General features: G+C 69.0%; 9 protein-coding genes. 4 read left to right on the top strand and 5 right to left on the bottom strand.

Annotated elements, in window-relative coordinates; genetic code table 11:
* Positions 1–148 precede the first annotated feature (148 nt).
* A complete protein-coding gene (locus tag H074_RS09550; protein WP_039921950.1) occupies positions 149–1,108 on the top strand; it encodes an RluA family pseudouridine synthase in 960 nt (319 codons plus the stop codon).
* A gap of 27 nt (positions 1,109–1,135) precedes the next feature.
* Here the strand turns inward: H074_RS09550 and H074_RS09545 are convergent, their stop codons facing one another.
* The gene (locus tag H074_RS09545) at positions 1,136–1,741 is read right to left on the bottom strand and encodes a LamG domain-containing protein (RefSeq protein ID WP_039921949.1); all 606 of its coding nucleotides are present in this window, start codon (positions 1,739–1,741) and stop codon (positions 1,136–1,138) included.
* 447 nt (positions 1,742–2,188) lie between these two features.
* Between H074_RS09545 and H074_RS09540 the strand changes: the two genes are divergently transcribed.
* Both H074_RS09540 and H074_RS09535 read left to right on the top strand, forming a co-directional pair.
* A complete protein-coding gene (locus H074_RS09540) occupies positions 2,189–4,957 on the top strand; it encodes a cation-translocating P-type ATPase (RefSeq protein WP_007029824.1) in 2,769 nt (922 codons plus the stop codon).
* A 241-nt stretch (positions 4,958–5,198) separates the two neighbouring features.
* Positions 5,199–5,825, top strand: a complete 627-nt coding sequence (locus tag H074_RS09535; RefSeq protein WP_007029823.1) for an alpha-ketoglutarate-dependent dioxygenase AlkB — start codon at positions 5,199–5,201, stop codon at positions 5,823–5,825.
* Between the two features lie 3 nt (positions 5,826–5,828).
* On the opposite strand, the gene H074_RS09530 is transcribed toward H074_RS09535, so the two are convergent.
* On the bottom strand, positions 5,829–7,103 hold the full coding sequence (locus H074_RS09530; protein ID WP_039921948.1) for a cytochrome P450: 1,275 nt from the start codon (positions 7,101–7,103) through the stop codon (positions 5,829–5,831).
* Positions 7,104–7,358: 255 nt separating this feature from the next.
* On the opposite strand from H074_RS09530, the gene H074_RS09525 reads away from it, so the two are divergent.
* Positions 7,359–10,484: an ATP-binding protein gene (locus H074_RS09525; protein ID WP_007029821.1), complete on the top strand. Its 3,126-nt coding sequence runs from the start codon at positions 7,359–7,361 to the stop codon at positions 10,482–10,484.
* Positions 10,485–10,512: 28 nt separating this feature from the next.
* Here H074_RS09525 and H074_RS09520 read toward each other — a convergent pair whose 3' ends face one another.
* The 3 genes from H074_RS09520 to H074_RS09510 are packed head-to-tail and all read right to left on the bottom strand — an operon-like array spanning position 10,513 to position 12,937.
* Positions 10,513–11,364, bottom strand: a complete 852-nt coding sequence (locus H074_RS09520) for an ABC transporter permease (protein ID WP_007029820.1) — start codon at positions 11,362–11,364, stop codon at positions 10,513–10,515.
* Positions 11,361–12,341, bottom strand: a complete 981-nt coding sequence (locus H074_RS09515) for a daunorubicin resistance protein DrrA family ABC transporter ATP-binding protein (protein ID WP_007029819.1) — start codon at positions 12,339–12,341, stop codon at positions 11,361–11,363. The genes H074_RS09520 and H074_RS09515 overlap by 4 nt, the downstream gene beginning before the upstream one ends.
* Before the next feature lie 23 nt (positions 12,342–12,364).
* Complete coding sequence (locus tag H074_RS09510; RefSeq protein ID WP_007029818.1) at positions 12,365–12,937, bottom strand: NADPH-dependent FMN reductase; 573 nt, start codon at positions 12,935–12,937, stop codon at positions 12,365–12,367.
* Between the last annotated feature and the right edge of the window lie 70 nt (positions 12,938–13,007).

Raw genomic sequence — 13,007 nt, 5'->3', positions numbered from 1 at the left:
CACCAACACCCCTTGACATCTATAGGAGCATCTTTCGGGACATCCAACGTCGCGAAAGTGGCTTTCGCGACACCGTGGCACCCACCGCACCCACGGCAGCCCGCCCGCGACCAGGCCGGATGATCCCTCACGGCTAGAGTGCGCGGTGATGAGACGTAAGCTCCGCCCGCCGCTCCCGCCCCGGCACGGGCTCGACCCCGCGAGGCTCAAGATGCCCGCCGAGGGGCCGTGGACGACGCTGCGGGAGCACCTCGCCGAGCGACTCCCCAGGGTGGCACCCGAACGAATCGAGGAGATGCTCCGCGAGGAGCGCATCGTCGGCCTGGACGGACCGCTGGGTGTCGATTCGCCGTTCGTGCCGGACTCGTTCATCTGGTTCCATCGCGACCTGCCCGACGAGGTCGAGGTCCCGTTCGACGTCTCCGTCGTACACCGCGACGAGCACTTCCTGATCGCCGACAAACCGCATTTCCTCGCGACGATCCCGCGCGGACGGCACATCCTGCAGACCGCGCTGGTCCGCCTGCGCCGCGAACTCGATCTCCCGCAACTGAGCCCCGCGCACCGGCTCGACCGGGTGACAGCCGGACTCATCCTGTTCGTGATCACCCGCGAAGTCCGCGGCAAGTACCAGACGATGTTCCGGGACCGCTTGGTACACAAGGAATACGAGGCGATCGCACGCTACGACCCGGACGTCGCGATGCCGTGCGAGATCAGCAGCCGCATCGTCAAGGAACGCGGGGTCATCGCCGCTCAGGAGGTAGACGGACCGCCCAACGCCGAAACCCGCGTCGAGCTGATCGAGCACCGCGACGGCCTCGGCCGCTACCGCCTGATCCCGGCGACCGGCCGCACCCACCAGCTCAGGTTGCACATGAGCGGCCTCGGGTTGCCGATCCTCGGCGACGACTTCTACCCGGAGCTGACCGAAACCCCGCTCGACGACTTCACCGAACCCTTGCAGCTGCTGGCGAAGGTCCTCGAGTTCACCGATCCGGTCACCGGGGAACGCCGCCGGTTCGAAAGCCGGCGGACCCTCGATGCGTGGAAGGACCTTGACACGTGGCGCCGCGGTCCGAGCCTCGTGAGTGGTGAGGACGGTTAGAACCGTCCTCACCACTCACGACCCGGCTCACTTTCGCCAGAACTTGATCCCGCTCCAGGTCACCTTGACCGGTCCGGCGCCACTGGCCGTCCGATAGGCGCCGAACTTGTCGTAGTAGCTCCCGCTGCTACTGCTCACGGTCTGCTTCAGCGAACCGTTGATGTACACCTTGTGCGTGCTTCCGACCTGGTGCACGGTGTTGACCCGCACCGACGTCCCGACGGTCGCCCCGCTCCCCAGCGTGTCCCCGCCGTGGACGGCGTAGAGCCGCCCACCGCGTTCGACCGCGAGCATGAAATACGGTCCGGCGGTCGGCGCGTCGCGGAAGGTCTGTTTCAGGCTGATCCGGGTGCCCGCCATGCTGGTGATCCGGAACGATCCCTCGAACTGCCGGGTCCCGCCGGTGTAGGTCACGTAGCGGCGTTCCGCCCGCTGGTCCCCGCTTCCGGTGGAGCAGGTCAGTTCGAAGTCCAGCCCGTCGACGTTGCCGCAGCCGCGTTCCTGGACGTTGAACGACGGGTTCTCCGCCGTCCACGGCCCGGTTCCGACCTGGGCGTTCGCCGGCATCGCCGACGCCATCAGGCCGAGGACGGCCGCCGCGACCACCCCGGCGGTCCGAAGTCGTCTCCGCATCCTGCCTCCTGCGCACTCAGGGCGGCGGTGGTCCAGACCAGGACCAGGCTGCGACTGTACGAGCACGAACCGTCATCGGACAAGACGTCGACGCTCCGGCGTCCCACTGATCGGGTAACGACGATGATCCCCTCCTTGACGGTCCTCGAAGTCGGCTACCCCGTCTCCCCACCCGGCGCGGCCTATCTGCGCCCTACCGAGGATCCCGGTAGAACACACCGCGCCCCGGGATCACTTTCGCGGTGACGAGAGCGGCGGCCTTCAGTCAGTCCGTACTGCCGTCATGGGCTCTGCCCGGCGAAGGCTGGTCGCACAGGTGGACGCGACGTGCTGTCGGGCCGGGAACACCGTTACTGGGACAGTCCAGGCGTCAGAGGGCTTGCGGGTCTTGCAGCCGGTGTCCTTCGGCCCTACGTCGGGTATGACCGCTGGTCGATGGTTGATGGCATGGCGTTGACCGGTGAGACGGTTGCGGTGGGTGATCCGCGTGAGCCGCTGGTGCGGCTGCTGCGTGACCTGCGCACGAGACCGGAAGGGCTTTCGGGACGGGAAGCCGCACGGCGGCTGCTGGTTTACGGACCGAACGAGCTGAGGCGCCGCGGGCGTCGGGACTGGCCTCGACAGTTGTTGCGGCAATTCACTCATCCGTTGGCGTTGTTGCTGTGGCTGGCGGCCGGGCTGGCCTACATCTCGGGCACACCGGTGCTCGGGGATGCCGTCGTGGCGGTGATCGTGCTGAACGCCGGGCTGGCCTTTGTGCAGGAACAGCAGGCTGAGCGGGCAGTGGAGGCGCTTGCGGCGTATCTCCCCGCCACCGCGACGGCGATACGCGATGGCACCCGCACGGTGGTGCAGGCACGGGAACTGGTGCCCGGTGATGTGCTGGTCGTCGAGGAGGGCGATCGGGTGTCGGCAGACGCGCGGTTGATCGACGGCGGGGTCGAGGTGGACCTGTCGACGCTGACCGGGGAGTCGCTGCCGGCGTTTCGCTCGGCCGAGCTGACCGATGCGAGCGGGCCGCTGCTGGAGGCCCGCGACCTGGTGTTCAGCGGCACCAGCTGCACCGGGGGTGAGGCTCGGGCGGTGGTGTTCGCCACTGGCATGCACACCGAGCTGGGGCGGATAGCCGCGTTGTCCCAGCGGGTCGAGCGCGAGGAAAGCCCGCTGGAGCGGCAGGTGAAACGGGTCGCGTGGCTCATCGCCGCGGTCGCGGTGGGAGCGGGTGCGGTCTTCCTGCCGCTGGGCGCGTGGGTGGCCGGATTGCCGCTTTCGGAGGCGTTCAACTTCGCGATCGGTCTGCTGGTCGCGAACGTGCCGGAAGGGCTGTTGCCCACGATCACCTTGGCGCTGGCGGTCGGGGTACGGGTGCTGGCCCGCGGCGGCGCGGTGGTGAAGCGGCTCTCGGCGGTGGAAACACTCGGCTCGACGACGGTGATCTGCACCGACAAGACGGGCACGTTGACCCGCAACCGCATGGCGGTCACCGACATCTGGACACCCGCCGGCCGGCTCACGATCGACGCGGCCGATGAATCACACGGCCAAGGACCGGTCTCGATGGCGCTGGCACGCGCGATGTCAGCGTGTTCGAACGCCGAGTTCGACCCCGCCCGGCCCGATGCCGGTACCGGCGATCCGACGGAGGTGGCGTTGCTGCGCGCCGCCTCCGCGCTCGGCGCCGATGTGGCGACACAGGTGCGTACCGGCAACCGCCTGCGGCAGTTCCACTTCGATCCCGCGCTTCGCATGATGTCCACAGTGGATCAAACCGGGAGCCGACGGATCGTCCATGTGAAAGGGGCGCCCGAGGAGGTGCTCGCCCGGGCGAGCGGCATCCTCACCTCCGCCGGAGACACACGACCGCTGACGACAGACGACCGCGCCGCCGTGGCCGAGGCGGTCGCCGGGTATGCCCATCGCGGACTGCGGCTGCTGGCCGTGGCTCATCGCGAGTTGCCCGACGGCATCCCAGTGCCGCAGCGGCGGGAGGACGCCGAGCGCGATCTCGTCATGCTCGGGGTGGTGGCCATGTTCGACCCGCCCCGGCCCGAAGTGGCCGAGGCCGTCGCGCGTTGCCACACCGCCGGAATCCGCCTGATCGTGGTCACCGGGGACCACGCGCTGACGGCCGCCGAGATCGCCCGCCAGGTCGGCATCGCGCGTGAGGACACCACCGTGCTGACCGGAGCCGAACTGGAAGCGATGAGCGAAACCGAACTCGATCACCTGCTGCGTGGCAGGCGGGAACTGATCTTCGCACGCAGCTCGCCGGAGGTGAAGCTGCGTATCGCCGACGCTCTGCGCGCGCAGGGCAACGTGGTGGCGATGACGGGCGACGGGGTGAACGACGCACCCGCGTTGCGACGCGCCGACATCGGGGTCGCCATGGGCGTGGCGGGCACGGACGCGGCCCGCGAGGCATCGACCATGGTGCTCACCGACGACAACTTCGCCACCATCGTGACCGCCGTCGAGGCCGGCCGGCGGGTCTACGACAACGTCCGCAAGTTCGTCGTCTACATCTTCGCCCATGCCACCCCCGAGGTCATCCCGTTCCTGCTGTTCGCGCTGTCCGGAGGCGCGATCCCGCTGCCACTGACCGTCCTGCAGATCCTCGCGATCGACCTGGGCACCGAAACCCTCCCCGCGCTCGCACTGGGACGGGAACGGGCCGAACCCGGCCTGATGGACCGCCCGCCCCGCCGCCGCACCGACAACGTCATCAACGCCCCCATGCTCGCCCGCGCCTGGGGGCTGCTCGGCGGTGTTTCCGTGGTCCTGGTGCTGGCCGGGTTCTTCTTAACCCTCCTAAGCGGTGGATGGCACTTCGGTGCCCCAGTCGGCCCGGACACCCCCATGCACCATGTATGGGAGCAGGCGACCACCATGACCTTCCTCGGCATCGTCGCTTGTCAGATCGGCACCGGATTCGCCTCCCGAACCCAGTACGCCTCGCTGCGCACGATCGGCCCTCTGAGCAACCATCTGCTGCTCTGGGGCATCGCGTTCGAAGTCCTCTTCGCCGCCGCCGTGGTAACCCTGCCACCTCTGCAGCGTGTCTTCGGCACCGCTGTCCCGCCCCCTGGGTACCTGGTTTTGCTGGTGCTCTTCCCGCTGATCGTGTGGGGCGCCGACGAGCTGTGGCGGCTGTGGCGACGCTCCCGTGTACTCGGAGGTCATGAGCGGCGGAACGGGGTGGGGCCTCGTGAGTGGTAAGGACGGTTCTATTGAGCCGAAAGTCAAAGGTGTCAGGTCAGGGCGGCAAGTCCCTGAAGGTCTTGCGCGAGGTCTTGCGCGGTACCGCTGTGACTACTGGTGTACCTGAGGCCGCAGGTGCCGTTCGGGTGTCCGTGAAGGCCTCCTTCCCTACCCTCAAGGTAGGCAAGGAGGCCTTCACGGACCCGCCACTCGAACACGCGTTCGACAAATGATCGGAACCGGGGTAGGTTCGGTCGCCATGACACCCGCGCTTCAAGCCTCGCTGTTCGACGAGTGCGCCGCGCTCGGGCTCGGCTCGCTCGACGGGCTCCGGCGCACCGAGCTGGCCCGCGGCGCCTGGATCGACGTGCTGCCGGGCTGGCTCACCGGCGCGGACGAACTGTTCACCCGGCTCGCCGAAGACGTGCCATGGCACGCCGAAAGACGACAGATGTACGACCGCGTCGTCGCCGTCCCCCGGCTGCTGAGCTACTACCGCGAAGGCATGCCGCTCCCCCATCCGATCCTCACAGAGGCGCGGGAGACGCTCTCGGCGCACTACGCGGAGGAGCTCGGCGAGCCGTTCGTGACCTCCGGTCTGTGCTTCTACCGGGACGGCCGCGACAGCGTCGCCTGGCACGGCGACGACACCGGCCGCTCGCGCACCGAAGACACCATGGTCGCGATCGTCTCGGTCGGCGCCGCCCGCCAGCTGGCGCTGCGCCCGCGTGGCGGAGGCGAGACCGTCCGGCACGCCCTCGGCCACGGCGACCTGATAGTCATGGGCGGCAGCTGCCAGCGGACCTGGGAACACGCCGTCCCCAAGACCGCCAAACCGGTCGGGCCGAGGATCAGCATCCAGTTCCGCCCGAGAGGAGTCGCCTGAGAGTCAGTCCAGCAGCACGGGCAACGCGTCGACGCCGTAGACGATCGAGACCTTCCGGAAGCCCACCGCGTCCGGTTCGATCGCCAGCCGCATCTCCGGGAACCGGCGCACCAGCGCGGGATACGCGGTGCGCAGTTCCATCCTGGCCAGTTCGGCACCGATGCACCGGTGGATGCCCCAGCCGAAGGCGAGGTGCGAAGTCGGCTCGCGGGTCGCGTCGAACTTCTCCATGTCCTCGCCGAGGACGCCGTCACGGTTCGCGACGCTGAGCGAGCACAGCACGATGTCGCCCTTCGCGATCCGGACGCCGGCGACCTCCATGTCCTCCTTGGCGAAGCGAGGGAAGGCCATCTGCACGACGGTCAGGTAGCGCAGCAGTTCCTCGACGAACTTGTGGACGGCCGCGTCGTCGCCGCGGACGGTCTCGAACAGCGAGCGGTCCTTGAGCAGCACGAGCGCGCCGAGCGCGAGCATGCTCGCCGTGGTCTCCAGCCCGCCGGTGAGCACGCCGTCGGCGAGGCCCGCCAGTTCGCGGTCGTCGATCTCGTCACCGTGCTCCTTGATGAGCATGCCGAGCAGGCCGTCGCCCGGGTTCTCACGCTGCTTCTCGACGATCTCGTCCAGATAGGACAGTGACTCGGTCATCGCTCCGAGTGACGCGCTCGCGCCGCCGAAGAGATCGAACCGCGCGGTGCTCAGCCGCTGGAAGTCGTCGCGGTCCTCGTAGGGGACGCCCAGCAGCTCGCAGATCGTCAGCGACGGGATCGGCAGCGCGAAGGCCTCCCACAGGTCGACAGGGCCGTCCGCCTTCGCCATCGCGTCGAGCTGGTCGGCGACGATCTCGTCGATCCGCGGCGTCAGCCGCGACAGCCGCCGCATGGTGAACTCCGGCGTGAGCAGCCGCCGCAGCCGGGTGTGCACCGGCGGATCGGCGAACCCGAGCCCACCGGGGTTCTGGTCCTCGGTCACGCCCGCGTTCCCGACCAGGTTCGTGAAGTCGCTGCTGAACTCGCTGACCTTGCCGAGCACGGCCTTGGCCTCGTCGTAGCCGGTTACCAGCCAGCCGTTCATCCCGAACGGCAGGTCCAGCTTGCTGATCGGCTCCGCCGCGCGGATCCGGCCCAGCTCGGCCACCGGGTCGAGGCCGTCGCGCTTGAGCGGCAGCAGCGCGTTGTCCGGGATGATCGACATCTTGGACAGGTCGAAACCGTTCTTCTGCTGACGCGCGAGGTAGCGACGGCCGAACCAAGCCAGCACGCGCGAGCGAATGCTCCCCATACTCCGTACCCTACTCCAGCCGCTGACCACCTGACCTGGCACAACAGGCCACCTTCGCCCGGCGGGGCAGGAATTTCGACGGCCGTTCACCCGCCGTCCCACTCGATTCGTCACGTCCAGGAAGTCGGATTCCCTCCGCGGGGGTTCCCAAGGGCCGGGAGACGTCGGTCACCGTCGGTCACGACGGGCCGAGGGTAACGCCTGACATCGGGTGCGCGTCGTGGAATTGTCGGACCCTACTGGGAGGATTCGGACATGTCAGCCGCGCTCATCGGACGCGACCATCCCGCGGGGGTGCTTCGCGCGGAGATCGCCCGTGCCGCCGAAAGCCACGGCGGGCTGGTGCTGGTCACCGGCGAGGCCGGGATCGGCAAGACCACGCTCGTCACCGGCGCCGCCGAAGAGGCGAAGCGCCTCGGTGCCCTGGTGCTCAACGGGTCCTGCTGGGACTCCACGAGCGCACCGGGCTACTGGCCGTGGACACAGGTGGTCCGCGGGCTGCGGCGCGCGGTCGGGCAGGGCCGCTGGGCCGCGATGGCCGACAGTGAATTGGACGTACTGCTCGGCGAGGCGCGCGGCGACGGCGCGGCGGACGGGTTCCGGCTGTACGACGCGGTGACGAGTGTGCTGGTGGCCGCCTCCCAGGACCAGCCGATCGTGGTGGTGCTCGACGATCTGCACTGGGCCGACGCCGCATCGCTGCGACTGCTCGAGTTCGCCGCTCGGCACACCTGGTTCGAACGGCTGCTGCTGGTCGGCACGTACCGGGACGTCGAGGTCGAGGCGACCGATCACCCGCTTCGCTCGCTCATGCTGCCGTTGCTCGCGAAGGCCACTTCGGTCACTCTCACCGGCCTCGAACCGGAGGAGGTCGGCACGCTCATGGCCAGGACGGCGGGGGCGGCGCCCGACGACGCACTGGTCGCCGAGGTACACCGCCGCACCGGTGGCAACCCGTTCTTCGTCGAGCAGACAGCGCGGCTCTGGCACAGCGGCGGTTCCGCCGAGACCATCGCGCCCGGCGTGGCCGATGCCCTGCAGAGACGGCTTTCCCTGCTCCCCCAACCGGTTCTCGACCTGTTGACCACCGCTTCAGTGCTCGGCAGGGAATTCCACCGCAGGCTGCTCGCGGGCGTGGCTTCGGCACCCGTGCCCCAGGTGGACCGGTTGCTCGACCAGGCCGTCGCGGCGCGTCTGGTCGTGGTGCACGGGCAGGGCCGGTTCGCCTTCGCCCACGACCTCGTCCGCGAGACGCTGTACGCGAGCATGTCCGAAGCGGACCGCCGGAAACAGCACGCCGCGGTCGTCGCGGCGGTCCGCGGGGCGCCGGCGTCACCGGACAGGCTCTTCCCCGCGGACATGGCCCGCCACGCGCTGCTCGCGGGTCGGCACCTCGATCCGGACGAGGCGGTCGACCTGTTGCTGGCCGCCGCGATCGACGCCACCGGCCGGATGGCCGTCGAGGAGACGACCACGCACTACCGGCGGGCGATGGAGATCGCCGAGGATCGCCGGCGGCAGGCCGTCATCGCGCTCGAACTGGGCGCGCATCTGACCCGCCACCACGAGACGGACGAGAGCAGGCAGGTCCTCGACGAGGTTTCCGTGCTCATCCACGAACTCGACGACGACGATCTCCTCGCCCGGCTGGCGCTGACCCTGGTCCGCACCGATCACAAGGGCCTGCGGGCCGACGAGACGGTCAAGGTACTCACCGAAGCGCACGGGCGGCTCTGCGGCCGCGAGCCGGGCTCGGACATCACCGTCGAGGAGATGACGCAGGAACTGACCGCGCACATCATGGTGACCGCCCGCGACGACCAGGACGATTCCGCTCTGCTGTTCGGTTTGTGGGCCCGGCACGACGCGATCTGGGGGCCGGGCAGCGCCGCGGAGCGGGAGCGGCTCACCGACGAACTGGTCGTGGTCGGCCGCCGCACCGCGAACCCGGAATTGGAGCACTACGCGGCGTCATTCAAGTGGGTGGCGCTGCTCGAACAGGGCGACCCCCGGTATTTCGAGCAATATCAGGAATTCCTCGCGCTGGCGAGCACCGGCCGGGCGCCGAGTTCGCAGCTGGCTTCCCGGATCGACCAGAGCATCATCGCCACACTCCAGGGCCGGTTCGCCGAAGCCGAGGCGTATGTCCAGCAGGCGATCACGGACCATGAAGGGGACGAGCATCCCCATTTCGACGATCTGAACCAGCTGCAGCGGTGGGTCCGTTGGTGCCTGGAGGGACGGTTCGACGATCTCGCCGGGCTGCACCGCGAGATCTCCCGCAGCGGGTACTCCTACGGCCGGATGCTGGAGGCGATCACCGCCGCCCAGCGTGAGGATGCCGGGGAGGCCGTACGGCTCACCGATCTCGCGGCCGATGTGAAACCGTATCCTCGCGACCTGGAAGCACTGTGGTTGCGCTGTCAGGCGCACACGGCGGCGGTCTCACGCGATCCCGAACGCTGTGAAGCGGCCCGCACGCTTCTCGCGCCCTACAGCGGGGAGTGGCTGGTTTCGCTGTACGGCTGCGAGATCTCCGGCCCGGTCGACCTCTGGCTCGGCAGGCTCGATCTGGCACAGGAACGCTGGAACGACGCGGTGGAACGGTTGCGTGGCGCCGTGCTTTCCGCGGATCGGCTGAGGGCCACGGTCTGGGCGACGGAGGCCAAGTCCTGGCTGGCGAAGGCCTTGCTGGGCCGGAACCTCGAAGGCGACGCGGCGGCCGCGGCGGCCCTGCTGTCCGAAGTGGACGAAGAAGCCACCGCGTCCGGTATGCGGCAGGTCGTGGACAGGGTGGCCCGGACGCGGGAGGAGGCGCGGGCTCCGGCGGCGCCGATGGCCGAGTTCCGTCGCGGCGAAGCCGTGTGGACCTTGCGCTTCGACGGCGTCACCGCCCACCTTCCGGACTCGAAAGGGTTGCGGGACCTGCATTTCCTGCTCGGCAGGCCGGGTTCGGAGGTGGCGGCCGTCCGGTTGCTCGATCCCGAAGGAGGCGAGGTGGTCGTCGCCGCGAAGAGCCTCGGCGGGGACGCAGTCCTCGACGACGAGGCGAAGGCCCGGTATCGCGCGCGGCTGGACGAACTCGACGAACTGATCGACACCGCGACCGGGCTGGGCCAGGACACGCGGGCCGCGGCACTGGACCGTGAGCGGGACGCGCTGCTCGCCGAACTGCGGTCCGCGGCCGGCCTCGGCGGCCGCACCCGGCGGCTCGGCGACGAGGCCGAACGCGCCCGCAAGACGGTGACCGCCCGGATCCGCGACACCCTGCGCAAACTCGACGAGCAGCATCCGGCGCTGGCCGCGCACCTGCGTGCGGCCGTCACCACCGGTTCTTCGTGCCGTTACGCGCCCGAAGACAAGGTCCTCTGGCGGCTGTGAGCCGCCGGAGGACCTTGTCACCCCCAGGTCATTTCCGGTTGTAGAGCCGCATCGTCAGCGTGCCGAAGATCGCGAGGATGACCGCGCCGGCGATCAGCACCCAGGTGATCTCGCCGCCGTCCCAGTCGCCGTCCATCATCGAACGGACCGCCGCGACCACGTGGGTCACCGGGTTGACGTCGACGAAGGCCTGGAGCCAGCCCGGCATCGTCTCCGGGTTGACGTAGATGTTGCTGAGGAAGGTCAGCGGGAACAGCACCATCATGCTGACGCCCATCACCGACTTCTCGCTGCGCAGCAGCAGGCCGAACATCGTCCAGATCCACGAGAACGCGAACGAGAACGCCAGCAGCAGGAGGATCGCGGCGGCCACGCCACCGAATCCGCCGTCGGGGCGGAAGCCCATGATGAGCCCGACGCCGAGGATCACCAGCGACGCGATGAGGTAGCGCAGCATGTCGCCGAGCAGGTAGCCGACCATCGCCGACGGCCGCCAGATCGGCAGCGTGCGGAACCGGTCGAAGACGCCCTTCTCGATGTCGGAGTTGACCGCCACCCCGGTGTACATGGTGATCATCAGGATGCTGCTCGCCATGATGCCCGGCAGCACGAACTGCAGGTACTGCGTCGGCGAGCCGGACAGCGCGCCGCCGAACAGGTAGGTGAACATCAGCGTCATCATGATCGGGAACGCCGTGACGTCGAACAGCTGCTCGGGCACGTGCTTGATCTTCAGCATCGCGCGCCACCCGAAAGTGACCGAAGCCGACAGCGCGCTGGGGCGCTGGGGGCGGTTCTTCGCGATCAGGACGGCGGCGAGATCCTCCGCCTTCGGTGCCGCGAGAACGGGTTCGTTTTCTTTGACTGCCGTGGTGCTCAAGCTGCACTCTCCTCAGGCGTGGCGGTGCGGTCGGTGAGGGCCAGGAAGACCTCGTCGAGGCTCGGCTGGCCGAGGGAGAAGGTGTCGACGACGATGCCGGCGCGGGCGAGTTCGGTCAGTGCGCGCGCGGCGTGCTCGGCGGCGCCCTGTTCCGTGCTCTCGCCCGAAAGCCGGGCGGTCAGCGCGACGGGATCCGGTTCGAGCATCACCTGCGCCTCCAGGTTGCGGACGAGCAGTGCTTCGGCCTCGGGGCGCTGGTCGGCCTCGCGCAGCCGGACGTGGACCGCGCCCGCGCCGACCGACGCCTTCAGCTGCCCCTTGGTGCCTTCGGCGATCACCTTGCCGTGGTCGATGACCGCGATCCGCGAGGCCAGCTGGTCGGCCTCGTCGAGGTACTGCGTGGTGAGCAGGACGGTGGTGCCGTGCCGCACGATCGCGCGCACGATGTCCCAGACCTGGTTGCGGCTGCGGGGATCGAGCCCGGTCGTCGGCTCGTCGAGGAAGAGCACGTCCGGGGTGTTGAGGATGCTCGCGGCGATGTCGATCCGCCGCCGCATCCCGCCGGAGTAGTTCTTCACCTGCCGCCCGGCGGCCTCGGTCAGGCCGAACGCCGCCAGCAGCTCCTCCGCCCGTGCTCGGGCGGCCGGTTTGCGGTGCCCGGTCAACCTTCCGATCAGCACCAGGTTCTCGGTGCCCGTCAAGTCCTCGTCGACCGAGGCGTACTGCCCGGTCAGGCTCACCATGGAGCGGACGGCGTCGGCCTCGCGGACGACGTCCTTGCCGAAGACGCGCGCTTCGCCTCCGTCGGGGCGGAGCAGGGTCGCGAGCATCTTCACCGCGGTGGTCTTGCCGGCGCCGTTCGGCCCGAGGACGCCGTACACGGTGCCGACGGGGACCTTCAGGTCGATCCCGTCGACCGCCCGGTTCTCCCCGAACACCTTGACCAGCCCCGAGGCTTCGATGGCCAGTTCACTCATTTTCCTTTTCCTTTCAACAGCATTCAGCAGACGTAGGGGCGGGTGGCGCGCGCCTCGCGCAGCGCGAGGCCCCACCAGGCGAGTTCGTCGAGCAAGGTGATCGCGGCCTGTCCTTGCCCGTCGGTGTCGAAGGGGGTGCCGTCGCGGGCGAAGGTGCCGTCGAGGAGGTTGAAGGCCACGGTGTCGCGCATGGTCACCGTGTGCAGTTCGGTGAAGATCGTGCGCAGCTGCTCGACGGCGTAGAGACCTTGTGACCGGTAGCCGTAGGAGACGAAACCGACCGGCTTCGCGCGCCACTCGTCGTAGGCGCAGTCGATCGCCTGCTTGAGCGACGCCGGGAAACTGCGGTTGTACTCGGGGGTGACGACGACGAACGCCTCCGCCTCGTCGACCAGCCTCACGAACCGCTTCATGTCGCGCGTCGGCTGCTCGGGCAACCCCGTGGGCAGGTCGAAGTCGACCAGGTCGAGCACTTCGGTGACGAGGTCTTCCCGTTGTTCCGCGCGGCCGGTGAACCACTTGCCGACGGCGTCCCCCACTCGCCCTTCGCGGGTGCTGCCGATGATCATCGCGACCCGCAGCGGACCGGCGTCCATGACCGACCTCCTCTCGCCTCACCCGTTGGGCGCGAGAAAGCCGCCGGGCGTCCGCTAGATCCGATCTAGC

Origin of the sequence: Amycolatopsis decaplanina DSM 44594 (assembly GCF_000342005.1) — a bacterium.
GTDB classification, from domain to species: domain Bacteria; phylum Actinomycetota; class Actinomycetes; order Mycobacteriales; family Pseudonocardiaceae; genus Amycolatopsis; species Amycolatopsis decaplanina.
The sequence above is the reverse complement of the archived record's forward strand: the minus strand, read 5'-3'. Positions and strand labels throughout refer to the sequence as shown.